Below are 23755 nucleotides of genomic sequence, written 5' to 3'. Positions count from 1 at the left end.
AGGGTTGGTCTGTCCGCGGTTAATCTAGTCGTGGAGTAGGGCGATGAATTTGGGGGCATGGAGTGGACGGCAACGACCCAGCGGTTGGGCATTCACCGATACCGAAAACGTCAGGACACTATCTCGTTGTCCTCGAGGCCTTCGCCTTCATCAAGGGCTGGTTCATCTCGGTCACGCTGTGGGTGGCCGGACTGTTGCTCATTGTCGTGGTGCAGGAGCTGGGTTCGCCGGCGCCTGCTGAAAGCGGCGGGAACCACTGGCTGGGGCTGGCGCTCCTGGTCCTCATGTACGGATACGGAATCGCGCTTGTCTTCGCAGCACCGCTGGCCTGGGTCCTCGGCTACCTGCTACGCCCGGTACAGAACCAATGGATCCACGTTGCCGCCTTCTTCGCCCTACCGACACTGGTGTTCTGGACTCTCGGAGGCCTGCTGGGTTTCGGCTGGACCGTCGAGACCCTGGGCCTGTGGGCTACGGTCGGCGCGTCGGCCGCGTTTGGGCGCTGGGCCGTCAGAAAGCAGGTCGAACTGGTGCCACTGCCGTCCGGCGGCTGAGAGCAGGGATCCTGTGAAGAAGTAGGGCCAGATGACAGGATCGTGCCGTGACGCTGAAGAAACGGGGCAGCAGTTCTTCTGCCACAGACCGGTCATCGGGTAGTCCTTCGTTCCTAAGACGACACTCGACGGTCGTTCCGCTTCGGGAAGGGCAGCTGCTGCCATGATTTATCCGACAGCACCTGACACTTCCAGAAGGCCACCTTGACTCACCAGCCACACATCCCCGAACACCTCGGACAGCCACCCGCGGCCCCGCAGCCTGGATACCCTGCTCCCCCGCAGCCGGGCTACCAGCACTACAGCCAGCACCCGCTCCCTTACCAGCACCCAGGCGGCCCCTTCCTACCACAGAAGCCGCCCGTATCCGGCCGGCGCATCGCCGCCGGAATCCTGGGGATCCTGACGAGCCTCTGGGCGGTCATCCTGGCCATTGGCACGGGAAGCGTATTCGCCCCGGCCGCTTTGATTTTCGGACTGGTCGCCCTGAGCCTCCTCACTCTGGGCATCATCCAGATCGTCAAATCCCGGTCCAGGGACGCGGGCATACCGCTGGCGCTTCTCGGTACGACCGCGGCCGGCATGGCCGGTGCCCTCGTCGCCGCGGCACTTGGCCTGACAGGAGGGGCTTTCGTCTTCGTTGCCCTCGCCGTGTTCCTGCCCGTAGGCGTGCTCTCGCTCCTTGCCTTCCTGGAAGCCAGGGCGTCAGGCCGGAACCAGAGGCACTCCGGAGGGCGGCCCCGCTAGGAAGATCCGGCCGCCGAAGCGTTGCGGCTGGCAGGATTGCCGTGTGACGAATCGCTGGGAGGCTGCCCCGAACCCTGAGTGGGTGCTCATGTACCGGGGCGGCCTCACCCGCGGCCAGATCGCCAAGCTGGTGGGTGCCGCCAGGTCAACGGTCGGCTACCACCTGGCAGCAGCAAGGGCAGCCGATCCGCAGCTGCAGTCCGCGCACGAAGCGGCAGCCGCCCTGAAAACAGCGCACACGGCGACGGCAGCCGGACTGGAGCACATGCGCGAGCTCGTGGATTTCATCCAGAGCACGGGCCGCTATCCTTCCCGGGCCAGCACCAACGATTCGGAGCGGTCGTTGGCAGCGTGGTTGCAGCGGCGCCGGGAGGAAGCCCGTGACGGGACCCTGGCCCTGGCTTACCGGGACGGCTTGGCAGCGCTGCCCGACTGGCAGACCCCGCCCCGCGCGGAAGCCGACGAGGCCAAATGGCACCAACGGCTTGCAGCGCTGACCGCCTACCGGGCAGCCGGCCACGACTGGCCACGGCATAAAGCTACAACCACTGGTGTAGAGCACGATCTGGGCGTCTGGCTGCACTCCCAACGGTCCAAGCTGCACTGCGGCGAGCTGGACGAGGAGAAGGTTCAGGACCTGGACCGCACACTCCCTGGCTGGCGGGAGGGCCGGCAACGCGGCAGGAAACCCCGGGCCGGCTCCTAACGCTCTGCCTGAGGCAGGTCACTTCTGCCGATTCCACTGCAGGACGGTCACTTGCCGACGCCAAATGGGAGGGAGCCCGAAGCGCGCCGTGGCCTCACGCGGGTCAATCACGGCCACCCACTACTAAGACGGATCAGAATCGGGTTCGCGCATTACCCCGGCTATGGCTCGGGCCTGATCCAGACGCCTCTGGTAGTAGACAGCGGCCAGGACACTGAAGACAGAAATGGCCATGGATCCCCAGACGCTAAGCGGAACCCGGCCTTCGGACTGATGCTCCGCGACTGTCAGGGCCGCGTTGACGAGGTTAATGATGGCAAAGAAGATCATCCAGCTGCGCGCGTGGCTGAAGTCCGCGATGCTGAGGGCCTTGTGCTTGAACCACCTGACCATGGCCAGACTGTAGCAGCTGGTACACGGCTACTCTATGGCTATGGCCGCGGGGACTGGCAGGGACGGGAACAAGTACGAGTGGCAGTCCTGGCCGCCGGACTCGCTCGAGGGCATACCGCCGAAGCGCCGGCGGCTGGTCGCCTGGGGGCTCCTGTGGTTCCTCCTCGTGGGCTGGCTGGTCGGGGTCATCCTGGAGGTCGCCGGAGTTGTTCAGCCCTGGCGCTCACTGCTGACCGTGACGGGAGCGGCTGCCCTCTTCGCACCGCTGATTCGCGGAGCTGCATTGGAGACCAGACAGCTGCGCGCTGAAGGAATTACCCTCCCCTCGTACCCGGTCACCCGCAAGACCCTGATCTCCAATGCGGTGATCACCGGCATCCTCTGGGCTCTCTTCGCCGTCCTCGTGATCATTGGCCAGCCAGTGTTTCCGCTGCTGGCAGTCGCGTCCACGATCTGGCTGCTGTACCTGCTCCTGCGGTGGAGGGCCGGGCAGAAAGAGCCCCGGACCGGGGCCTGACATACCGACGCCACCACCTGCCGACAACACGCCGGCGGCGGAACTGTAAGGTTGAGCGCAGAAAGCTGGCTAAGCCAAAACGGGGGTGCCATGAGTTCCAGTACGAGACAACTGCTCGCCGTCACGATCCTGACTGGCATCGCCGCCGTTTCGAACCTGGCCTTCGTGGTTGGCAAGCTCCCCACGGTCCACTGGGCCAGCCTTGCCGGCGGGCTCTTCGCAGGAACGGTCGCCGTACGCAGCCATACTCCTGCGAGCCCAGGCGCACCAACCAAACCGGTGAAACCTGACGCAGTTGGTCCTTGTCCCGGCATTAGACTGCCCGTGAAGCACCCTCCACTCCCAGGACCTAAGGAATCTCATGGCGACAATTGACCCCGATTACATGACGCTCAAGTACAGCTGTGAGTACCGGGGCATCCCGAGCCTGGACCACGACCCGTCAGACTTCCCGATGAACTGGAAGGTCTCCGTCGAAGCTACCGTCTGGGCGGACGACGATGAAGACACAGACGGCGCGGAAGTTCACGTCGGGGACGCGCGGTTCAGCATCGTGCCGGACGCCGGGATGATCGACCTGTTCATGACTCTGGATGCCGTGGACCAGGACCTGGCCAACGTCGCCGAGATGCTCACTATCGAGCGGCCCGACCTGATGCCGAACGCCGGGATGGATCTCGGCGGTGACCTACTGGTCCTGTCCTCCCTGTGGATCGACCCGCAGTTCCGCGGCCACAAGATCGGCCATGCCATCCTCAAGGCCATCCTGGGAACCGTCGGCAGGGCCACCGAGCTGGTGATCCTGCAGGCCGCCCCTGTCCTCACGGACGACGGGCCGCAGGAAGGCAGCCCCGAACACTCTGCAGCGAAGGCCGCGCTGCGCCGCTACTGGGCAGACTTCGGTTTTCAGGAGGCCGGTGGGGATTACCTGGCGCTGGGTGAAATGGCTGACGCCTTCGACGCCTGAGCCCTGGCTCTGCCCGCTCACTTTCCGCACGGCCGTCCGGCTTGTTGCCGAGAGGGCCTGGCAGCGCCCGCACGCCATCCGCCCACCGAACCCTCAACCGCATGGCTTCACCTCTCATCGGGTGGGCCTCCGAGCCGGTCTGCGAGCAGCTGCAGGCCGGTATCACTGGCCGCAACATGCAGCACGCCCTCGTCCGATTCCAGTGCGACGATGTGCCAGCCCCGCTTCGCCTCCGGAGGCCTCTTGGGTGGCGGGTCCACGGGGCCCCGGATGACGACGTCGGAGAACACCGTGATCCGTCCGGAAGGATTGCCGGTCTCGGCATAGCCCGGCCGGAACCGTACGGTGTCCGCGGCCGGTTCCGCGTACCCCGGAAGCCATCTTCCCCGGAGAGAGTCGGGGTGGGCACCGGCGTAGCGAATCGCGCATTCCATGAGCCCACGTTCGGCATCAAGCGCCCGTCGTATCTTGACCTCGCGTTTCGCCTTGCTGCCGACGAGAAGCGCTACCAGGCCCATCACAGCGACCACCGCAGCAATCGATTCCCAGAACCCGAAGAGATCCCGGAACAGGTTCGATAAGAAAATGGCGATGAACACCACCCACCACTGCGAGCTGATTGCGGCCCTTTCCCACCTGCCCCGCGGCGTCGGCTTGAGCATCTCAGCAGCCATGCCTGAATCCTCCTACGCCAGGAGTCACATATCCAGCCGCCGCTCATTGGCGGAGAGCTTTGCAGTCAGCCAGCCGAGCTGCTGTCCGATGCCGAGGCCCTTCATGGGGACTTCGTAGGGCCACCGGCAGTGCAGCAGCGCCGTCCGGTACTGGACCCCGGCCAAGGCGATGAGCGTGACGTCCTCGACCCCCTCGAGTTCCGCCGCGAGCTGCCCCTGGACCATTGCCGCCCAAGCACGGACAGACGGGGACGTGTTGGTGCCCAGCCTGACGTCGTAGGGCTCGATGATTTCGTCGGGACGCACCAGCCCGTGTTTGGCGGACAGAACATACCAGCGGTCGCACCTCATCTCCGCGTACGCCGACGCCTTCTTGAACAGCTGGGAGACATACAACTCCCGCGCCGTTGCCGGACGCAGGAGCTTCTGGGACGCGCAGGCGACCAGTCCGACGGTGTAGATTTTGCTGCTCACGGCTGCTCCAGCATGCGGGTTACAGGCCAGGGCAGGCCTCGGCCTGAAACATGCGTAGACATAGCGACAGCGCAGTATGAGAGCGAACAGCCGGCGCAGGACGCCGCGTTGGTGGCGGTCCGCGGTGTACGTGGGACGTTCTTGCGCCAATCCTGTGGTTCGAGGCCCCGCATCTTGATGCTCTGCGGCGAAACTCGTGGGAGCCGTGCAGCAGAGTGCGGCCCATCCCTATTTAACGGACGGTGCTTCAAATGGAATGTGCAGATTCTCCGGGACGATCCTTCGTTCCCGGTGGGGACACGGTGACGCCGGCAGTGGATGAGTCCTTGCCAGTACTGGACCCCTTTCCGCTAATGATCATTGCTGAGGATGCCGGGGACGCTGTGGCCCAGAGATTTATCGAGGAGTTCCTGGACCTATTGCCGGCGCGGGTATCCAGGGTTGTTCGCTGTCTCAGCAGCAGTGATCTGGCGGCGTCCCGGGATGCAGTGGTGAGCCTGCGGGTCACCTCGGAGATGGCTGGCGCCCTTCGGATGGAGCACTACTGCCGGCAACTGGAGGAAGCGCTGGCGAACCGGGCACTTCCCGACGCCGCGGCGGTGCTCTTGGGAATGTCCAAGACGTCGAGACTTATTCTTCACGAAGCCGGCCGGGCTTAGCCTTCGGCGCGGTTTGCAGGATCAGACCGTCCCAGCCTTCGGCCACTGACCTCGCGCGCCGGATCCAGGCTGGGTAGCCGGGCCCGGCACCACGGAGGGAATCTTCCGGACCCGGCAAGCCCTGAATCGAGGGTACGCGGCTACCGTCATCATCAGGACACCCCCAGTCTGGTCCGAAGATGTTGGAGATTCCGGGGACCGTTGTCGGAGCCAAGGATCGGAACCCTCAAAAGTGAGGGCTCCGATCTCCAGGAACCCATAACCTTCGCACATGGCGCAGGGCCTAGGTTGTGGAAGACCGGCGGCGGCGGGCTCCGATCTGAGCCTCGCAGCCCACCCAGACCGCCGCCGGCCCTCTATGCCTTCACGCAGAAGCCGTTGGTTTTGATGACCTCGATGATCCGTTTGGCGTCCGGGTCCGTGATGGGCTTGTCGGAAACCCGGGAGAACCGGTCCCTGACCGCCATGATCTGGACCCCTTCGGGCTCACCTTTGAGGATTGAGCGGCAGGAGAGGGTGGCGATGGCAAGGACGCGGGGCCCTTCCAGCTGCGGGTTCACCTTTGCCAGGTCCGACATCAGCGCAGTCTTCTGCGCCTCGGTAGGCTTGGCCACGGACACGGCGGGCGAGGCGGCCGGTGCCGGCGTGGCAGCTGCGGAGCAGCCGGTCAGTGCCAGGACAGCGAGCAGTGCGGGGGCGATGAGCTTCTTCACGGTGACTCCAAAGGCAGGCAAGAACTTTCTCTTCCCCCAAACATGCGTAGAGAACCCGTCCGTGGCTGCCAGAATTCACTTAGGGCTCGCACATAGACCTCAGCAGGCCGGCGGCGGATGAGCCAGTATGGTTGCCCCCGTCACCTCCGGGTTCGCCCAACCGGCCTTCTGTTCCTGGGTCCCGCCTGGGCGCACCGCGGCCTACGGCAGGGACAGGGTGATCGGTCCTGTCGTTGCCGGGCCGCCGCACTGTTCAGTACCTCCGACGCGGGTCCACGTCAGATCCACGTCCCGCTGGGCAAGCACTTGTCCATGTGCACCAAGAGCCTTGACCGTGGCCTTCTTCGGAGCGCTCATGGGTGCGATGAACTGCCAGGTTCGCTCATCGATCTTCCGCGCGGTGTAAATGCCGTAAACCGTTCCGGACGCCGGGGTTCCGGGTGGTGCGGGTGCAGCGGTGGCAGCCTGGCCGGGGACAGGGACGTCCCCGGGTGTGATGGTGCTTTTTGGTGCCGTCGATGGCTCCGGGGTGAGTGCGCAGACACCGTCGGGGCAGAACTGGACCTTGGCCACAGCATCAACCGGCCCGTCCAGGACCACGGTCGCTGAGTTGCTCCAGCCGATCGCGGGACACACCCCGGGGGTGGCGCAGCCTGCTGTCCCGGAGGCGAGGAGCAGGCTCAGTACGGTGAGCAGCCTCTTCATGCGCCCAGCATGCCACGGGCCGGTGATGGTGGCGGTTGCCGTTCGGTCACATCTTGGCGCGGGTGGTCACGAGCAGGTCGCCGACCTGGCAGTCCAGCACGTCGCAGATCGCCGTCAGGGTGGAGAACCTGATGGCCTTGGCGCGGTCGTTTTTCAGCACCGACAGGTTCACCAGGCTCACCCCGACCCTCCTGCTCAGCTCGGTCAGGGTCATGCCGCGCGCTTCCAGGAGCTCATCGAGCCGGCAGTGGATGTCAGAGGAGTCGTCTGCTGGCATCAGACCAGACCTTCCGTGTCTTTCTGGAGCCGGCGGCCGTACTGGAAGACCGCGGCGACCAGCACCAGGACAATACCGAGCATCAAGGGTCCGGTAGTGAATTCGGCCTCCAGGATCACCGACTCCCCCGGGCTCCGCCCGCTGCGTGCGACCATATCCGCTACCCGCGTCAACGCCCAGCCGTTCAGGATCTGGCCTACAGTTCCGGCCAGCGCCAGGACCGCACCGCAGGCGCCGATGATCCAGACGGATTTCGGGGTGAACAGGACCGCGCTGCGCAGCCGGTACGCCAGCAGGAACACCAGCATCAGGATGGCCAGGACGCCGACCTGGTCCAGCGCCGCGGACCATGCCAGGAGGGCGGCAGGCTCTGGCGGAAGGCTCGGGACGGTGGCCGTCAGTGTCGTGTAGTGGCCCGCGGATCCCAGTCCCAGGCCGCTGGCGGTCTGGTTCGTCGAGGAGACCGGAAGCTCCAGGGTCACGGGGCCGGTGAAGTAGCCCGCGATCCCGGAGACGGACACCGCGGTGGTTACCACCGCGGCCAGGGCCGCCGCGATCATGAGCAGAATCGCGTCGCCTCGGGAAACGATCTTCTTCCCGTCGCGCGGCTTCCGGTCCGAGTCCTTGGCCAGTTCCATTATTCCCCCAAAGTTATCGAGCACCGATAATAACGACATTCGATAAGCTACTGGTGTTCGAGGCGCTGGTCAACAGGCTTCAACCTGGGGGCTTCCGCCTGCGCACCGAACCCGCTCAGGCGGCCGCCGGACCAGGGACGCCGCTGACGAGGGTCTTGGCTTCCTCACGGATCGAAGCGATCATCCGTGCGTTCGTCACCTCGTCGACACCCATTTCCCGGTTCCGGCGGCCCAGGACAGCCAGCCTGTCCGCCAACTCGTTCAGCGGGTGGCCGTTGTGACCCCGGACCACGCGCCCCAGGAAGCGGCCCTTACCGGCGGACAGGGTTTCGTTCATCCGGTGACGGTTCCGGCGCGTGTAGGTGGCGTCGGCCGCTGCATCACAAGCAACAGCCGAGCTTGCGTCGAACCCGGCGCCCTCCTCGCAGGTGATTGTGGACGACCCTACGACGGCACGCGACAATGAAGGGGACCCTAATGGGGCACGGGGAGATCGGAGTCGACGAGATGGCACGGTGGGCATCGCACCGCAGAACTTCCCGCGTCGAAACGGATGAGATTGAACCGTCGCGACGTCCAGCATCTGTGAGTCCGGCGGATCGGAGGGTTCAAATTTCCGCTGCTAAGGCTCGGGTGACGTTGGACAAGCTAACCGGCGATGAGACGCCTCGATGGATCATCGCTCTGTCCAAGGAACCACCGGAGTGAGAGCTAGCGGCTATCCGGCCCTTACGGAGCGTCCGGATTGGGGCCGAGGTGCGACGCGGTGAAAGTCCTTAAGCGCTGCCAGCCGAAAGGCCTCAAGGGCCTGCTACTTTTTTGAAGAAACCAGCGATACTGAAGCACATCGAAGGGCTAGGGAGTAGGAGGGATGAGCATGATGGCCGCTCAGGAACCCGACCGCCAGCATGACTCTGGTGCCGCGGCGACCGAAGAACCAAGGCATGCCGTTCGCTCCCCCAGGACATCCCACCGCGCCGCGTCCTACGACCGTGGTGTGCAGATTGCAGCGGCTCAGTTGCGCATGGTGACAGACCGCCGACTTGGGAAGGCCACACCGGAATGGATTAGGGCCTTGGCCCAGGAAGAACCTCGAGCGTCCTGACCTCACAGGCTGCACAAAACCACATCCAAGCCAAGGTACATTGTCGTCCGCCGCAACGGCCCCAAACGGACCGCCAGCCCTGGAGCGGCTGGGACGGCCGCGAGGATGCGGCCGTCTATGGGCCTTGGCCCTCATTTGCGACACCGGCCCTCGCCGCTGATGACGCAATTGGCCAGTTAGCTGACTGACAGATGTCCGCGGTGGGTACAGGCTACGCATTACATGCGTTCGTTTGGGGGCGGTCTCGCACTCGCTGAGTCGGCGATTGAGGAGATGGTCCGTCTGGTCCTTGGCGGGTGGTCCGCCCGTGGTCCATCGGGGTGGTCCATAAGCTGCCCACTCCGCCGCGGTCCATTGGGGTGTCCACAAACGGTCCACGGTGGTCCCCTCCGGGTGGTTCAAAAGGCAGCCCCAGTATGCGCCTGCTGGTCAAAATCATCGCGAAATCAGAGCTTCCGTACCAGAAGGAGCACTCCCAGATGCAAAAGGACCACACAGTGGACCAGCCATGGACCAGCCATGGACCACCTCGCGGACCACACAGTACCTCAGCCGCGCCGGGGCTAAAGTGTTGTGACGACTGGGCTACCAAGTTGTCCGGGTGAGAGTCCGGGGAGAAGATTATGAAGGTGAGCGCACGCAGAAGACCATCGCAGGCCAGAACTCATTCGCCCGAAGATGCAGCACAAAGCGGCGGTGCGAGTCTCGATGTACGCCTGGCCGCCCTGCACCTGACCTTTACAGCGGAAGACCTCATCGAGGCGCTGGAGGACATGCAGCGCAACGACTCGGGTGCGGATCTTCCTGCACGCGACGAAGCCTTCTGGCGCGCCCATTCGGGCATCGCCCCGATGCCCCATGCCGTCGCGCGCGGCTCGGCGAACAACGCTGCAGCCCAGCTTCTCATGGACTCGTCGTCGCTCACGGCCGCCGAGGTTGCTAAGAAGCTGCACCTGTCAGTTTCTACGGTCCGGCGTTACGGGGCACAGCGCAAGCTATACTTCTACACCGCCTGGGGCCAGCTCGCGTTCCCGATTTGGCAGTTCACCGAAACAGGCACGCGGACACTCCCAGGCCTGGAACGAATCCTTTCGACTCTGCCGGCCGACCTGCATCCGCAGTCCGTGGCCGGCTTCTTCGCGACCCCGCAACAGGATTTGACTATTAACGGCGAGGCGGTGACGGCGGCAGTGTGGCTTGAGGAGGGCGGTTCTGAGGAACCTGTACTCGCAATGGCGCGGGCACTAGCTGCCGAGCACTGAAGGCCGAACGAGAAAACACGGAGCTATGGCCTCGAAGCCGGTTCCAGTCTGAAGCTCGCCCTGACTGCCCAGCACATCTTTAGCTCGTAGGGACGTACTGAGTCCACCAAGCTGTCCAGCATGTCGGCGGCGACGTAGAAGTCCCCGTCGCGCATGATGTCCGTCGCCGTGAACTGGGCCGTTATTAGGACATCGTTCTTCACTGCCGTGTAGAAGTTCGTGACGATCGTGTCTCCCCCCGGCGATCTCGTGGATGACCTGGACTCCAAGTGTCTCGGCTGTGTCGGCCGGGGCGTCGATCCTGCGTCCCGTTGAATGAACCGTGTCCGGGGCATCCTGTCCACCAACATGCACACCATCCGAACACCCGTCATCGCCGGAAGCGTGTCTTGCGGTACGCCGTGCCCCGCCCGAGCCGAAGCCGGGCGGGGCACGGCGCGCCCCGGTAACTGCCGGACGTCCGGCGGTTTAGCAGTTGCCGGCCTTCGCTGCTCCGTCGGCAACCGCGTGCGCCTGCCGGCTCAATTCCGCGGACTGCGCCGGAGCCGATTTCAAAACCGCTGAAGCCTTGTCCACAACGGTCTGTGCCGCCGCGGTGGCCTCGGATATTTCGTCGCCGCTCGGGATGGGATTGGAAGGGCGGTAGGAGGGGTCTGCCTTTTGCGCTTGGGCCAGGGCTTCCTTCGCATCGACCAGGTCGGTCAGCTTGGTCTTCAAAGAGTCCAGGTCCGAGGAGAGCGATGTGATGTCGCCGCTGATCCCAGCCTCGTCGGCATCGACGCCCGAGGCGTCGGATGCAACACCAGCTGCGTCCGAGCATGTCGTCCCGTTCGCTCCCGCCTCTGTTCCAATCTCTTTCATCACCGCGTCTGCATCATGCTGGGTCGTGGTCACGTCATTCTGCTGAGCGGTGAGATCCGCTGCCACCCCGTCCAGGTCACTTTTGACGTATCCGGTCGAGGCCACGACATCGCTGACCGCGCTTGCCAGCGAGTGTGCGGCGCTTTCGACGGCGTTGTCTGCCTGCTGCTGGGAGGCGGCCCGCGCCGCCTGGTCAGCGGCGGCAGCGGATGCCTGCACCTGATCCTGGTGGTTCCTGTCCGCCTGCTGCTTCAGCACGGTCACCGCATCGTTGTAGAGCGTCGCGGCCGCCGGCCTGAACGTCCAGGGTTCCAGAGTCCCGTCCTTCTCCGGGATGGAAAGGGTGACGTTGTCACCCTGGATGAGCGCAGCAAGATTCGAGATGGAACCGAACGGCTGGGAGAACGACAGGCTGGCATGGTCGCTGTCGATGCTCCCGGTGAATGATGTTGTGCTCGTCTTGGCGGCCGTCGCTCCTGGGTCCAGGCTCGTCATCGTCAATGACCCACTCAGCGTGGCTCCTGTGCGCGTCCATTGCAGAAAGGCCGCCTGGTGTGAGTCGCTGTAAGCCCAGCCGGTCTGTGCATTCGACACCTGCTCCGACGAGTGGTCTGCTCCGCCGGCCGAAGGAGCGGGCGCGACATCCTTCGGTACCACGATGATCACGACGGCCATGACCAGAATGAGAAAGGCTGCAGCGGCTGCGGCCATGCCCGTTCGTGTCATCCGCATCTTAGATACCGGCCTTCCCGGAGCCGGGACCTCTATGGCTTCAGGTTCGATTGTGCTGAAAAAACCGAGGGCCTCGGCTTCCCCGTCCATGGACCGCGGGTACGTGGCGATGCACCGGCGGAAAAACCTTGTCCGCTTCCAGATCTGGATGCTGTCCTCGTCGAAACCCAGGACGTGCCGCTCCCCTTCGCGGGCCACCGTGAGCCACTGCCTCTGCGCGCCCAATGATCTCCTCAGCCATGTGCCCACAGGAAGCCCAACACCTCCCGTCGCCGTCAAGTTTCAGCCGGCGGCCTGATCCTATACCGGCGTGTGCGCTTTGAACGCTCACGCCCAGATTGTTTCGCCTCTTCCGACGCACCACCCGAACGCACACGTCCTGTTCTGTCCCTCCCCGCGTCGCCGATAGGTGGTGCGCTGTGTTGGCCGGCGATAGCCGCCGATCCCGGTGTGAAAAATCAGAAGGGCCGTTGAGTAAACGAGTGGTGGCGGCAGTCGGTTGGGCATATTAAGAGGACTCGGGGCTGCGCCCCTCGCCCTTCGTGTTTCCCGATTCGCTGACCGTCCTGCTCTTCGTCTCGTTCCCCACGGAGTGGTCCTTCTTTTTTGTTTACTGGCTTGCGGCCGGCTGCTCGCGCGCTGCGCGCGCTCTGCAACATGCTTTTTCGCCGCGTGAGCGTCTTGGCTGTCGTTGTGTTTTTCGTGCTGCGCTCCGCGTCCGCGCTGCGCGCGGCCCGTGGTGTTCTCGTCTCGCCTCCCGGCTCGTCCTTCGATTCGTTTCCCTGGCCGCTGCGCGGCCTTCGTCGTGGTGTCTCCGCTGCGCGGAGGCTGCGTCGTCCCCCGGCTTCGCCGTCCGATGGTTCATCGTCATGGATCATCATGATGATCTCGGGGCTGCGCCCCGGGCCGGTGGGTTGTTGCCGCTGGTTCTTGGTTCACCTTTGGTGTCGCCTGCGGCGGGCCGTCAGCGGTTCGTCTTCCGTGTCGTGGTTCGCCTCGAAGCTCGATGTGTTTCTCCTCGGGGGCTGCGCCCCCTGCTTCTCGTGGCCGTGCAGGTCTTCGATGTGTTTCTCGGGGGCTTCGCCCCGGGCCGGTGGGTTCCTCCTTCGGTGTCTTGTTCTTGGGGCGTTGTCGCCTGCGGCGGGCCGTAAGCGGTGCGTCACCCTGCGTGGCTCACGGAGAGTTTCTCTGCGGCTGCGCCGCCGTCTCGTAGACGGAATGACAGCGGTTTGGTTCACGGAGTGGACATCGTGTGTCCGCGCCCGGTGGCCTCGAAGCGAAGAAGCGGAGAGGCGCTTCGATTCGTCCAGGCAGACAAACCATTGCGTAGCAATTCGTCTCCCAGGGCGCTGCACCGAACCGGAAACCGTGATGCCCCACCTCCCGCGCCGCAGGCATCCACCAAGGTCCGACAAGGAACATACTCAGCCACCCACCCAACCGGGGCGCAGCCCCATACCGACGCAGTGACTTCCACCAACTCTCCACGTCTCCCACTGACTCACCGCCGGCCGCAGGCCAAACCCCGCCACAACATTCGGCATCCAACAAACACATGCCAGGTGGCACCCACTGCCGGCCGCAGGCCATTAAAGGCCCGCTGCAAGCGCCACCAGCGGTGAGATGCGTCGAGCATGGGACCACCCAAAAGTTTTTGGGAGAAAGTTCTGGAAAGGGCCGTCGCATCTGCGGGGCAGCCGCACACAGAAGAAGTACCAGCGGAAGAGCTACGGGACCCGTCTTGGAGACACCGGATCGCTTGCGCATGGCGGTCTGACATGTTCGCAGCCGTACATATGTTCTATAGGCAAGAAGGGTCGCCGCGGGTGGATCCGGGTTTGGGGCGATTCAGGGCGATAACCAGCAGAAACCGGGCTGGGAAAAGCCCTAAATCCGCCTAGCCGGGTCTGTAGGCCTGTCCCCTGGGAAACTACGCATGTTCCAGGGCATGGAGCAGCGCATTTTTCGCCTGGCACGAGCCGGCGGCATCGACACAAACCCCACAACCTTCACACAGCGTGCCGGGACTTTCGCCTCGGCCGCGACCAACACCGGCCAGGCCACCCTGCTGACCCGGCGAGAGTCCAGCGGGCTGAACGGGTACCTGATTCTTCCGGCCGCCGCGCTCGGAACGAACGCCCCGCTGCACTTGGCCCACACCGTGGGTGCCCGCGCCGAGGAGGTGCAGATGCCCGAGGATCTCGGTGACACTCCGGCGATCGGGACGCTCAACTACAAGCCGTCCCCTGCTCTTCGGGAGACGCAGTCCGGCATCGACCCGACCGAGCTGCCGCGGATCCTGGCCAACGCGATGCCTGAAGGTTCCTGGGTTGCTGTCACGATGCGGAAACCCTCGAACAAGGAGCGGAAGTTCTACACGCCGTGGCTCGGGAACCGGCTCGGCACCGCTGTCCCGACGCACCACTCCACCTCCCCGACGGCCGTCGTCGTGTCCATCACCGCCGGCGGTTCTTCGAAGGAGGAAGTGACGTCGCTGCTCTCCCAGGTCACCGCGGGCCTGCCCGGTTTTGACCTGGACTCCGGTGTCCGGTTCGCACCGACAAAGCACGCCCTGTTCTTCGGTCTGCCGGTCGGTCTGATCCTTGCCGCCGCGACCCTGTTCGGTCTTCCGCAGCTGCCGGCCGAGTACGCCGCCTACATTCCGGCGAGCATTTCCCCGATCCTTTATGCGATCTCGGGCGTGGCCGTAATCCTCGGACTCGCCGCCCTCGCCGGACGCATCGCGTCCCCCGACACGAAGCTCCGCAACCAGCTCGCCCAGCCGGTGTTCGCTCCGCCGGCCTCACGGCGCGGCCGGCCCCTGTCTCTTATACACATCTAGATGTGTATAAGAGACAGGTGCGCGGCAGCCGGACCATCAACGGCGAGAAGGTCCCGTTCGAGAAGTTCATCCCCGCCTCCGACGGCGACTACCCGCTGGCGCCGGACACCTTCATGCTCGGACCCAACGTCGTCGTCGGCATGGTCTCCCCGCACGCCGGTGCTGTCTCCGGCGCAGCAGCCACCCGCGCCCGCGCCACGCCGCCGGTCATGCTGCAGAAGATCGGCCCGCTGCTGGGCACCAACGACGACGGCTCGGCGCACCTGTCAGCGGCCGCCATGCTCTTCGGTGTCGCGATCATCGGCAAGCCCGGCTCCGGCAAGTCCCTCTGTGTCCGGTCCCTGTTCGGCTGGCACTGCCTGGAGCGGGTCAACCCGACCGGCAAGCCCGGCTACCCCGGGGCCAACAACACCCTCATCGCCTTCGAGTCCAAAGGCGACGGCGTCGCCAAGTACGTCGAGTGGGCCCACAAGCTCGGAGACAAGGTGCTCGTCATCGACGTCGCCGACCCGCGCACCCGCGGCATCGACCTGTTCGCCGTGCCCGGTGACAACGCAGCCAAGGCGCTCTTCTTCACCAACGCGATGAAGTACACGTTCGGCGCCGACGCCATCGGTGACCGGTCCTTCCCGACAATCGTGTCGGTCCTGACCGCGGCAATGTCCGTGGACGACCGGGGGCTCGACTCCATCGAGGACCGGGACGACCGCATCCTCAAGCACGGCATGTCCCCGATCTTCTACGCCTACCAGCTGCTCGCCGGCACCTCCGACAAGGTCGCCGTCCAACTCGCCACCGGCATCAAAGCCCTGGGCATCAAGCTGCGCGAACGCGGCACCCCCGACGAGACTTTGGAGCAGGTTATCACCGGGCGGCCTCCAAGCCTTTGCACAACCTAGCGCCGGAGTTTCTCCATCAGAATCACCAGGCCGGCCAGAACCGCCGTCGCAAGCGCGAACGGCATGATCATTGGTGGGGCACCGGGGAGGCCAATGTCCCGCGTGGCCATGAAGCTCAGACATGCAACAACAACCAATGCCGCGAAGGAAAGCACGAGCCAAGGGGTTGCCCCGCCGCGTTTGCGCTGCTTCGCGAGAATGACAATGCCGGTGACGAGGGATCCGATGGACCCCACGATGACGAACAGGATCATCCACCCGTTCAGCGGCGTACTGGATCCGCCGTTCCTACCAAAGAGGAGAATCCCGGAGAACAAGATCCCCACCACTGAGAGGACCAGCCCGACAACTCCGGCAGAAATGCGCAACGGGGAGGCCTTGGGCTTGAACTGCCAGACTCCCTGCGGAGCGGTTTGTACATACTGGTCGCCATTCTGGACTTGCCCGGGCGGGGTGTGCGGTCCATCAATATTCAATTCGTCTCCCGTGCTGTAATCGTGTCCTTGCTGGAGGACAGACAGCATCGGCATGGCACCGCGGAATTCCCCCAACCGGAGTCAGTGTAGATGCGCGCTGCTTAGGACGAAAACCGTGACGCTACCGACCACGTTCACGTAATGTGCGGCCGGGCCAGTTGGCGAGCTTAGTGGACAGACGGTGATCTGTCAGCCGAGCTTGCCTCATCCCTGACCTTTTGTCATAGGCCGGCCGTATTGTCCGGCCATGAAGACATTGCTTGGAAACGCCGTACACATGCAGCCCATGATTACTCCCTCCCCTGGCCGGCCCGTCACGCTTGTCGATATGGACGGCTGCTTCTTCGACTGGGGCAACGCCCTCAACCGCATCCTGTTGCAGCTGGACCCGAACTTCCCGATCGTGCCCTTGGGCCAGCAGATGGACTGCAACCACCTGTGCGGCCCCGGCGGCGACCGTGATGTCCTGCTGCAGGCCATGAACACCGAGGGCCTCTACCGGAACCTTGAATCCATGCCCGGGGCAATCGAGGCCGTTCTGGCGATGGAGGAGGCCGGACTGAACGTCTTCTTCTGCTCCACGCCGTTCGCTACGCACGCCACCTGTGCCTCTGAGAAGCTGGCCTCCATTGAAGAGCACCTCGGGAGCCGCTGGGTGAACCGGGTCATCCTCACCCATGACAAGACCCTGGTCCGCGGGGACGTGCTCATCGACGACAAGCCGGGCATCACGGGCAACATGGTGCCGACCTGGCAGCACCTCGTCTTCGACCAGTCCTACAACCGCAGCCTCGCGGAAGCTCCGCGGCTTCGGGAGTGGAAGGACTGGGAAGCTGCCCTCTATCCCCTGCTGGAGATGGCCGCCGCTTAGGGCTCCTACTTGCCCGGACCGGAGCCTGTTGCCTGGCATTCTTCGGAGTGTCCAAGGTGCGGAAACCAGGGCTGGGTAGCCACGTGCTGCCGGACACCCCTACTCGTGCTCCGAAGTACCCGCATATAGGGACATCCATTTTTGATTTTCGGCGGTCACGAAAAGCTGAAATGTGGATCTTTATCACATTCAATTGCTCGCCGATGTGGTGCAAACACATATCCACGCTGACGGACGAAGTCTAGAGTTTGTGCAAGTAGCCCTCAAAAAACATGTATGGAAGGACCTTCATGACTAACAGCAGGCTCTCCGGGTTTCGGAATTTCACCGTCGAAGAACGACGCGGAAAGGTAATCGCTGAAGCGGGGCTGGATGCCGGACGGCTCGATGCTCTGAGCCCCGAGCAGGGATTAGGTCTCCAGCAGGCAGACCTCATGGTGGAGAACACCATAGGTGTCCTCGGTATCCCGATTGGCATCGCCACGAACTTCATTGTGAACGGACGGGATGTTCTCGTTCCGATGGCGACGGAGGAACCTTCGGTTGTGGCCGCCGCCAGTAACCTGGCCCGCATGACCCGTGATCATGGCGGTTTCGTTACGACGTCAACACCGCCGCTCATGCAGGCGCAAGTACAGGTAATCGATGTCGTCGATCCCGTAGGCGCCCGTTACCGGCTCCTTGAGGCCCGGCGAGAGCTGATCGAATTAGCCAACGATCAGGATCCACAGCTTGTTAAGTTCGGCGGCGGCGCGGTCGACATCCTAGTACGCCTCGTACCCAGCTCGCGACAGACATACGTGGTCCTCCACCTCGTCGTCGACGTCCGAGATGCAATGGGAGCAAACGCGGTCAACACGATGGCTGAAGCCATCGCCCCCCGTGTCGCCGAGATCGCTGGCGGGCGAAGTCTTTTGCGCATCCTCACCAACAAGGCCGATCTCAGGCTCACTAGAGTCCGGGCGGTGTTCGATGCGGCTGCCCTCGGCGGACCGGCGGTTGTCGAGGACATGATTGACGCGGCGGAATTTGCCGTTGTGGATCCTTACCGTGCAGCCACACACAACAAGGGCATCATGAACGGCATTAGTGCTGTTGTCCTGGCCACGGGAAACGACACGCGAGCTGTCGAGGCGGGCGCCCACTCCCATGCGATCGATGAGCATGGCCGGTACACATCGATGTCACGATTCGAGAAGGACGCAAACGGAAATCTCGTCGGAACGCTGGAACTTCCTATGCCTGTCGGTCTGGTCGGCGGCGCCACCAAGGTGCACCCTGTGGCCCAGGCGAATATCGCCATTCTAGGGGTCAAGACCGCGGCTGATCTGGCGGACATCATTCTCGCGGTGGGTTTGGCTCAGAATGCGGGTGCCATCCGTGCCTTGGCAACTGAGGGCATCCAACGCGGCCACATGTCACTGCACGCGCGCAACATCGCGGTGACTGCCGGTGCGGAGCTACACGAAATTGACCAGGTAGTTGCGCGAATGGTTGGTGAGAAGATCGTCCGAACTGAATTTGCTCAGAAGATTCTCGCGGAACTCCGGACTGGGACTAGGTCGTGACAGGGCCACGGCCTGCGGTCTACCGAGATCAAGACTTCCCTCAGGATGTCGTAGTTTACGAGGTAGGGCCGCGGGACGGCCTGCAGGCAGAAGCCACCCTGGTGCCGACCGACGTTAAGGTTCGCTTCATCAAGGAGCTTGTTGGCGCTGGCCTGCCCCTCGTAGAAGCGACGAGTTTTGTGTCGCCCAAGTGGGTGCCGCAGCTAGCTGACGCTCAAGAGGTCCTCGCGGAGCTCGGTGACCTCATCAGACATCCGGTGCTGGTCCCAAACATGCGGGGGCTGGAACGAGCACGGGAGAGTGGAGTGAAGTCCATAGCCGTGTTCGCCAGCGCGACCGAAACGTTCGCTCATAGGAACTTGAACGCGGGCCGAACGGCGGTTTGTGAGATGGCAGCAGAAGTCGCCGCCGAAGCACTCAGGAGCGGCATGACCGTCCGCGGCTACGTGTCCATGTGCTTCGGGGACCCCTGGGAGGGCGCTGTGGAGACCAAGGCCGTTGCCGACGTTTCGCGCCAACTACTCGACGCTGGCTGCTATGAGATCAGCCTCGGCGACACCATCGGCGTCGCCACCGCCGCGCATGTCACGGCCTTGGTAAATGAGCACGTTGCTGCTGGCGTTCCCCTGAACCGCCTTGCCCTGCACTTTCACGACACATATGGGCAAGGACTCTCCAATGTCCTGGCTGGGCTGCGTGCCGGGATCACGTGCTTCGATGCATCTACGGGAGGGATCGGTGGGTGTCCGTTCGCCGGAAGCGCGACCGGTAACCTCGCGATGGAAGAACTCTTGTGGCTACTTCATGGTCTAGGAATCAGCACCGGCGTGGACCTGGACGCAGTTGTACGAGCAGGTCAAACCATTACTGATTTCCTGGGCCGGCCGCGCTCACGAATCGCCATGGCTATGGGCCACTGATAGATCGCATCAGCGATCCGCGATTTGATCTGACCTTTGATTGAAGTGTCCGCCGGCACGAAGGGCGTGCAGGCGGAGCGCTGTGTGGAGCTCCAGTTGCCGCGGAGACTGTCGCCAGTCGGGGCCCAACATCCGGTCGATGCGGGAGATCCGTTGCGAGACCGTATTGACGTGAATATCAAGCATGGATGCCGTCGCTGACGGGCTGCTCGATGACTCCAGATATGCAGTTGCAGTAGTTACGAGATCCGCGCCGTGGCGTGTGTCGTATTCAAGCAAACGCCCGATGTTACTGTCTACGAAATGGTCGAGGCCATCACTTGCGCCCTCGGTAAATAGCATCGAATAGATGCCAAATTCAGCCGTCGACCCCCACGTGGACGAGCGCCCCAGCTGATGCATCAGCTTGAGGCATTGAACCGACTCTCGATAGAGGTGACTCAACTCGAGGAGTGACCTCGCAGGCCCGGCCGCCGAAACCGTGGCGGGGGAGCCGGCCGAGGATCGCAATCGTCTCCACAGAGACTCTGCGACGGCTTTTGGGTCGCCGGGCTGAATCGTCACAAGGCGATCCTCGTACCAGGCGGCTAGCCCCCCAGTCTCTGAGCACAAAGCCACTGCAGCGGCCAGGTGCGCGGCATTTCGGCCGTGCTCAGCATCCGATGCCGTCACCGTGACTGGTCCGGCGGACAGCTGGTGACGCCGTGCCAAACGATCAAGATCGTCGAGACTCGATCGACGCGGATCGATGAGCCGCCGAATCACTTCGCTCGATGCCCTCATCTCGGCCTCAGCCATCGCGGCATCGGCCAATCGTGAAACAGAGGTGGTCTGTGTTGCCCGCTCAAACGTTCGCACTTCAACATCTGTCAGCTCCCGGGTTGAAGCAAGAAGCACGGACCCAAGGAACGTCGGGCCTGCTGCAGCCGTATCGACATACCACCGCCGCCCGTCTGGACCGCCGGCGCTCACCGAACGCCCAGTCTTGCGGCTCCGTTTCAGTGCAGCCTCAACCTCTTCCGTGAAGGGCGGGGATGGCGGGTTCTCACCATGCCCGGCGAGCACTGCCCCGGCCTCATCGATCATCGCGACGTCGACCTTGAGGGCGCGGCCGATGATCGCCATGATGTGGCCTACGCCCTCACCCCGGAGCAGAACTTGAGTCAACTGCTCGTGCACCTCGGCGGAGGCCTCCGCAGCCTCATTCTGGGTTTTCAGGAGCGATGCGTACCTCTGCAGCTCCCGCATCGTCGTCTCCTGCGACTCGAACAATTGGGCATTGTCTAGCGCGACGGCGGCGTGGGCTGCCAGCGAACTGACCAGGACAATTTCTGATTCCTGAAACAACAAGGGTGTGCGCCTGCCGGCGAACAACACACCCAGCAGACGTCCGTCGACTTCTAAAGGCACTCCCAGAAGAGTTCGGATACCTTCACCTCGGACGTGGCTATCAAGATAATCGTTGTGTTCGATCTCAGGTGCGCGCAAGTAGTCCTCCACCTGAACCGGCTGGCGCGTAGCAGCGACTGCGCCTCCGACACCGTTTCCGACACTTACGCGTATGCCCAGAAATGCCGGGGAAAGGTTGCCGGACCAGGCGCGGACGGCAAAGTCGCCTTCGCCCTCAACTCCTGCCGAGAGATATGCAACGTCGCAGTCCAAAAGCCGCTTCGTGCGCTCGGTGACTTTACGGAGAGTGTGCTCGACCTCGCGAATTCTCGTAAGATCCCGGGCCGCGTGGTTGAGCTCCTCGAGTTCGGCTTCTCTGCGAACGTGTTTAGCCAGGACCTCGCGGAGTTGCCGCGTCGTGCCCTGCGCTTGGCCTGCAACCCAGCTCTCACTCTCGTTCATCGTCATTTCCTTCCCTGCGCCCCGACCGGTAAGACGTCCCTTTTGTATGTGGAATGGCCACAATCATGCCGTCGACAGAGTGTTTAAACCACATGGTACTCGTCATACGGCACGCGTAGACTCGGTCCAGATCGTACAGATACTCAACTTGGGAAGTCCCACCTTCACTATCGAGGAAGACATCAAGGACAAGCCCCGCTGAGCGCGATTCAAACAATTTCGGATTCAAAGGAGAACACCATGACCCTTCACGTCGGTATCGACGTCGGCGGAACGTTCACAGATGCCGTGGCGCTCAAAGACGGAGTCGCCTATCGGGCGAAGGCCTTTTCAACCAAGGATGTGACCTCTGGGATCCTGGCGGCGGTCGAAGTGCTGCGGGAGCGGCTTGGCATGGGAGAAGCAGACTTCTTCCAGTCTGTCGACCGATTCGTCCTGGGCAACACCATCGTCACGAATGCAGTCGACGAGGAGAAGTATGCGTCCGTCGCACTGTTCACTACCGCGGGATTCCGGGACACCCTACGCATCGCACGGTCCGCTCGAACAGATGAGCGGGACCCCCACAAGATGCTGATGCCTCCGGAGGTCGTGAACCGGCGCAACATTTTCGAGATCGCCGAACGGATTGACGCCCACGGCTCTGTGATTCTCCAGTTGGAAGAGTCTGAGATTAAATCGGCCGTTGATGCTGCGCTGTCAGCAGGGGCGGAAGCAATCGCGGTGTGTTTCCTTTGGTCGTTCAGAAACTCGGCACATGAACAAGCGGTCGGCGACTATCTGATGGCAAACCACCCTGATTTGCCCTTTACCCTTTCCAGCAGCCTGACACCGGTTTACCGCGAGTATGAGCGGATGGTAACTACGGCCCTTGACGCTGCCGTTAAACCCCTCGTGGCCACACATTTCCAGCATTTGGCTGATGAGCTGCGTGATCGCGGATTGCGGACACCTGTGCAAATCATGCAGGTGCACGGCGGCTTCCTGTCGGTCGATGAGACGCAAAAGGCACCGATCTCGATGTTCAATTCCGGCCCCGTCGGTGGAGTCACCGGTGCCCGCCTCCTGGGCAAGCAGTTGGGACGGACCAAAGTCCTGACCGCTGACATGGGCGGAACCAGTCTAGACGCTGCTGCGATCATGGATGGCGAGCTGAGGCTTCTCGCCCGGGCAGAAATCGGCGGATTGCCGACTAGTCTGACCGCAGTAGACATTGAGACCATTGGGGCCGGCGGCGGCAGCCTTGCCTGGATCGACGGCAGAGGCCTCCTGCGTGTAGGCCCTCACAGCGCCGGCTCCAAGCCAGGACCGGCTTGTTACGGCGCAGGCGGTGAGCGCCCCGCGGTAACGGACGCAGCACTGGTACTGGGCCTTATTAACCCCGACTACTACTTGGGTGGATCTGTTCAGCTCTACGAGGACCTTGCTCGCCGTGCCATTGATGAACACGTGGCGAAACCGCTGGGCATCTCCGTGGACGAGGCCGCGCAAGGCATCTATCGCTTGGCGAGTTCCCAGATGTCCAACGCACTCCGCAAGATCACTGTGAACCGGGGGCACGACCCGCGGGAGTTTACACTCGTTGGCTTCGGGGGCGCCTGCGGCCTTTTCGCGGCAAGCCTGGCGAAGGACATCGGCGTGACCGAAGTGGTCATCCCGCGGAATGCCGCCGTTTTCTCCGCGTACGGCCTCATGCACGCAGACTCGGTCTTCTCCGCGGTGCGCACCAGCCCGTGGACGATGCAGCAACCGGCAAAGCTGCTTAATGAGGAGTTCGCGGGGCTGGAACGTCGAGCGGAAGAGTGGTTTGCCTCCGAAGGTATCCCTGCGGACCACCGCGAGGTGTACCGCGAGGCTGACATGAAGTTTGTAGGTCAGATCTTCGAAGTGACGACCAAGCTAAAGGGCGGAACATTCACAGAGTCGGATAAAGATGACCTCCGTGCACAGTTCATCGCGGACTACGAGGCCGAATTCGGCGCAGGTACGGCGTGGACGGAGACAGACATCCTCCTCGTCAACTCCCGGGTTCGAGCTGTCGGTAGAAGCGACGTGCAACTGACGACTTCCGTGGCTGGCGCCTCTGACGAGAAACACGCAATGACACGCCGTACGGCACTCGAACCGTCCGCGGGAACCCGGACAGACATCGACATCCATCGTGGTTTCGGCGCCCTGGGCCGAGCCGAGGGCCCTTGCCTGCTGGAGGAACCGGACACGACGATCTTTGTCCCGTCCGGTGGATCCGTCGAACTTACTGATGAGGGCCATTTCCTGCTGCGCCTTCCCGAGACCGCCTGAACCCACCACCTGCTGAGGAGAACCAATGAACGCCAAGCTTCAA

At 63.3% G+C, this 23755-nt stretch carries 24 protein-coding genes; 13 read left to right on the top strand and 11 right to left on the bottom strand.

The genetic code is table 11. The features are described 5' to 3' along the window. Positions 1-62 precede the first annotated feature (62 nt). From B1A87_RS03060 to B1A87_RS03050, 3 genes are all read left to right on the top strand, one after another. The gene (locus B1A87_RS03060; protein ID WP_078028172.1) at positions 63-554 is read left to right on the top strand and encodes a hypothetical protein; all 492 of its coding nucleotides are present in this window, start codon (positions 63-65) and stop codon (positions 552-554) included. 204 nt (positions 555-758) lie between these two features. Next, positions 759-1301 carry a hypothetical protein gene (locus B1A87_RS03055; protein WP_078028173.1) on the top strand — a complete coding sequence of 181 codons (543 nt, stop codon included), beginning with the start codon at positions 759-761 and terminating at the stop codon, positions 1299-1301. A gap of 43 nt (positions 1302-1344) precedes the next feature. Then, positions 1345-2007: a helicase associated domain-containing protein gene (locus B1A87_RS03050; RefSeq protein WP_260680621.1), complete on the top strand. Its 663-nt coding sequence runs from the start codon at positions 1345-1347 to the stop codon at positions 2005-2007. Positions 2008-2130: 123 nt separating this feature from the next. On the opposite strand, the gene B1A87_RS03045 is transcribed toward B1A87_RS03050, so the two are convergent. Continuing rightward, entirely contained in the window at positions 2131-2400 is a 270-nt protein-coding gene (locus B1A87_RS03045) for a hypothetical protein (protein ID WP_078028174.1), read from the bottom strand. Between the two features lie 40 nt (positions 2401-2440). Between B1A87_RS03045 and B1A87_RS03040 the strand changes: the two genes are divergently transcribed. Then, positions 2441-2917: a hypothetical protein gene (locus tag B1A87_RS03040; RefSeq protein ID WP_078028175.1), complete on the top strand. Its 477-nt coding sequence runs from the start codon at positions 2441-2443 to the stop codon at positions 2915-2917. 361 nt (positions 2918-3278) lie between these two features. Next, a complete protein-coding gene (locus tag B1A87_RS03035) occupies positions 3279-3884 on the top strand; it encodes a hypothetical protein (protein WP_078028176.1) in 606 nt (201 codons plus the stop codon). 107 nt (positions 3885-3991) lie between these two features. On the opposite strand, the gene B1A87_RS03030 is transcribed toward B1A87_RS03035, so the two are convergent. Both B1A87_RS03030 and B1A87_RS03025 read right to left on the bottom strand, forming a co-directional pair. Continuing rightward, positions 3992-4558 (bottom strand): hypothetical protein, encoded by a 567-nt coding sequence (locus B1A87_RS03030; protein ID WP_078028177.1) that lies wholly within the window; start codon positions 4556-4558, stop codon positions 3992-3994. 24 nt (positions 4559-4582) lie between these two features. After that, positions 4583-5032: a DUF6884 domain-containing protein gene (locus B1A87_RS03025; protein WP_078028178.1), complete on the bottom strand. Its 450-nt coding sequence runs from the start codon at positions 5030-5032 to the stop codon at positions 4583-4585. A 383-nt stretch (positions 5033-5415) separates the two neighbouring features. Between B1A87_RS03025 and B1A87_RS03020 the strand changes: the two genes are divergently transcribed. After that, a complete protein-coding gene (locus B1A87_RS03020; RefSeq protein WP_139362799.1) occupies positions 5416-5691 on the top strand; it encodes a hypothetical protein in 276 nt (91 codons plus the stop codon). 356 nt (positions 5692-6047) lie between these two features. Here B1A87_RS03020 and B1A87_RS03015 read toward each other — a convergent pair whose 3' ends face one another. From B1A87_RS03015 to B1A87_RS22805, 5 genes are all read right to left on the bottom strand, one after another. Beyond that, positions 6048-6425: a hypothetical protein gene (locus B1A87_RS03015; protein ID WP_260680619.1), complete on the bottom strand. Its 378-nt coding sequence runs from the start codon at positions 6423-6425 to the stop codon at positions 6048-6050. 180 nt (positions 6426-6605) lie between these two features. Beyond that, complete coding sequence (locus tag B1A87_RS03010; RefSeq protein WP_078028181.1) at positions 6606-7109, bottom strand: hypothetical protein; 504 nt, start codon at positions 7107-7109, stop codon at positions 6606-6608. 46 nt (positions 7110-7155) lie between these two features. After that, positions 7156-7386 carry a helix-turn-helix transcriptional regulator gene (locus B1A87_RS03005; RefSeq protein ID WP_185982221.1) on the bottom strand — a complete coding sequence of 77 codons (231 nt, stop codon included), beginning with the start codon at positions 7384-7386 and terminating at the stop codon, positions 7156-7158. Beyond that, entirely contained in the window at positions 7386-8024 is a 639-nt protein-coding gene (locus tag B1A87_RS03000) for a hypothetical protein (protein ID WP_078028182.1), read from the bottom strand. The genes B1A87_RS03005 and B1A87_RS03000 overlap by 1 nt, the downstream gene beginning before the upstream one ends. Positions 8025-8139: 115 nt before the next feature. Beyond that, positions 8140-8361: a hypothetical protein gene (locus B1A87_RS22805; RefSeq protein WP_185982417.1), complete on the bottom strand. Its 222-nt coding sequence runs from the start codon at positions 8359-8361 to the stop codon at positions 8140-8142. 1391 nt (positions 8362-9752) lie between these two features. On the opposite strand from B1A87_RS22805, the gene B1A87_RS02980 reads away from it, so the two are divergent. Continuing rightward, positions 9753-10391, top strand: coding sequence for a helix-turn-helix domain-containing protein (locus B1A87_RS02980; RefSeq protein ID WP_078028185.1), 639 nt, complete (start codon positions 9753-9755; stop codon positions 10389-10391). A gap of 468 nt (positions 10392-10859) precedes the next feature. Here the strand turns inward: B1A87_RS02980 and B1A87_RS02975 are convergent, their stop codons facing one another. Then, positions 10860-12074: a hypothetical protein gene (locus tag B1A87_RS02975; RefSeq protein ID WP_144275703.1), complete on the bottom strand. Its 1215-nt coding sequence runs from the start codon at positions 12072-12074 to the stop codon at positions 10860-10862. Between the two features lie 1858 nt (positions 12075-13932). Between B1A87_RS02975 and B1A87_RS02970 the strand changes: the two genes are divergently transcribed. Both B1A87_RS02970 and B1A87_RS02965 read left to right on the top strand, forming a co-directional pair. Continuing rightward, positions 13933-14826 carry a hypothetical protein gene (locus B1A87_RS02970; protein ID WP_185982220.1) on the top strand — a complete coding sequence of 298 codons (894 nt, stop codon included), beginning with the start codon at positions 13933-13935 and terminating at the stop codon, positions 14824-14826. Positions 14827-14828: 2 nt separating this feature from the next. Beyond that, entirely contained in the window at positions 14829-15725 is an 897-nt protein-coding gene (locus B1A87_RS02965; protein ID WP_144275701.1) for a hypothetical protein, read from the top strand. Here the strand turns inward: B1A87_RS02965 and B1A87_RS02960 are convergent. Next, a complete protein-coding gene (locus B1A87_RS02960; protein ID WP_144275700.1) occupies positions 15722-16276 on the bottom strand; it encodes a hypothetical protein in 555 nt (184 codons plus the stop codon). The genes B1A87_RS02965 and B1A87_RS02960 overlap by 4 nt on opposite strands. Positions 16277-16448: 172 nt before the next feature. Here B1A87_RS02960 and B1A87_RS02955 point away from each other — a divergent pair, with 172 nt between their 5' ends. The 3 genes from B1A87_RS02955 (at position 16449) to B1A87_RS02945 (ending at position 19560) form a co-directional block, all read left to right on the top strand. After that, positions 16449-17072, top strand: coding sequence for a 5' nucleotidase, NT5C type (locus B1A87_RS02955; RefSeq protein WP_260680617.1), 624 nt, complete (start codon positions 16449-16451; stop codon positions 17070-17072). Between the two features lie 290 nt (positions 17073-17362). Beyond that, positions 17363-18640, top strand: a complete 1278-nt coding sequence (locus tag B1A87_RS02950; RefSeq protein ID WP_221937549.1) for a hydroxymethylglutaryl-CoA reductase, degradative — start codon at positions 17363-17365, stop codon at positions 18638-18640. Further along, complete coding sequence (locus B1A87_RS02945; RefSeq protein WP_078027113.1) at positions 18637-19560, top strand: hydroxymethylglutaryl-CoA lyase; 924 nt, start codon at positions 18637-18639, stop codon at positions 19558-19560. The genes B1A87_RS02950 and B1A87_RS02945 overlap by 4 nt, the downstream gene beginning before the upstream one ends. A 9-nt stretch (positions 19561-19569) precedes the next feature. On the opposite strand, the gene B1A87_RS02940 is transcribed toward B1A87_RS02945, so the two are convergent. Continuing rightward, positions 19570-21411: a GAF domain-containing protein gene (locus tag B1A87_RS02940; protein ID WP_185982219.1), complete on the bottom strand. Its 1842-nt coding sequence runs from the start codon at positions 21409-21411 to the stop codon at positions 19570-19572. 240 nt (positions 21412-21651) lie between these two features. Here B1A87_RS02940 and B1A87_RS02935 point away from each other — a divergent pair, with 240 nt between their 5' ends. Beyond that, positions 21652-23712 carry a hydantoinase/oxoprolinase family protein gene (locus B1A87_RS02935; protein ID WP_078027115.1) on the top strand — a complete coding sequence of 687 codons (2061 nt, stop codon included), beginning with the start codon at positions 21652-21654 and terminating at the stop codon, positions 23710-23712. Positions 23713-23755: the final 43 nt, after the last annotated feature.

Origin of the sequence: Arthrobacter sp. KBS0703, assembly GCF_002008315.2 — a bacterium.
Taxonomy (GTDB): Bacteria; Actinomycetota; Actinomycetes; order Actinomycetales; family Micrococcaceae; genus Arthrobacter.
This window is presented reverse-complemented; position numbering and strand designations above follow the sequence as displayed.

Excerpts from the sequence above, each read along its gene's own strand:
- B1A87_RS03045 (WP_078028174.1), bottom strand. The coding sequence starts at position 2,400 with ATGGTCAGGTGGTTCAAGCACAAGGCCCTCAGCATCGCGGACTTCAGC.
- B1A87_RS03040 (WP_078028175.1), top strand. The coding sequence starts at position 2,441 with ATGGCCGCGGGGACTGGCAGGGACGGGAACAAGTACGAGTGGCAGTCC.
- B1A87_RS03035 (WP_078028176.1), top strand. The coding sequence starts at position 3,279 with ATGGCGACAATTGACCCCGATTACATGACGCTCAAGTACAGCTGTGAG.
- B1A87_RS03030 (WP_078028177.1), bottom strand. The coding sequence starts at position 4,558 with ATGGCTGCTGAGATGCTCAAGCCGACGCCGCGGGGCAGGTGGGAAAGG.
- B1A87_RS03010 (WP_078028181.1), bottom strand. The coding sequence starts at position 7,109 with ATGAAGAGGCTGCTCACCGTACTGAGCCTGCTCCTCGCCTCCGGGACA.
- B1A87_RS03005 (WP_185982221.1), bottom strand. The coding sequence starts at position 7,386 with ATGCCAGCAGACGACTCCTCTGACATCCACTGCCGGCTCGATGAGCTC.
- B1A87_RS03000 (WP_078028182.1), bottom strand. The coding sequence starts at position 8,024 with ATGGAACTGGCCAAGGACTCGGACCGGAAGCCGCGCGACGGGAAGAAG.
- B1A87_RS22805 (WP_185982417.1), bottom strand. The coding sequence starts at position 8,361 with ATGAACGAAACCCTGTCCGCCGGTAAGGGCCGCTTCCTGGGGCGCGTG.
- B1A87_RS02980 (WP_078028185.1), top strand. The coding sequence starts at position 9,753 with ATGAAGGTGAGCGCACGCAGAAGACCATCGCAGGCCAGAACTCATTCG.
- B1A87_RS02975 (WP_144275703.1), bottom strand. The coding sequence starts at position 12,074 with ATGGACGGGGAAGCCGAGGCCCTCGGTTTTTTCAGCACAATCGAACCT.
- B1A87_RS02970 (WP_185982220.1), top strand. The coding sequence starts at position 13,933 with ATGGAGCAGCGCATTTTTCGCCTGGCACGAGCCGGCGGCATCGACACA.
- B1A87_RS02955 (WP_260680617.1), top strand. The coding sequence starts at position 16,449 with ATGAAGACATTGCTTGGAAACGCCGTACACATGCAGCCCATGATTACT.
- B1A87_RS02950 (WP_221937549.1), top strand. The coding sequence starts at position 17,363 with ATGACTAACAGCAGGCTCTCCGGGTTTCGGAATTTCACCGTCGAAGAA.
- B1A87_RS02940 (WP_185982219.1), bottom strand. The coding sequence starts at position 21,411 with ATGAACGAGAGTGAGAGCTGGGTTGCAGGCCAAGCGCAGGGCACGACG.
- B1A87_RS02935 (WP_078027115.1), top strand. The coding sequence starts at position 21,652 with ATGACCCTTCACGTCGGTATCGACGTCGGCGGAACGTTCACAGATGCC.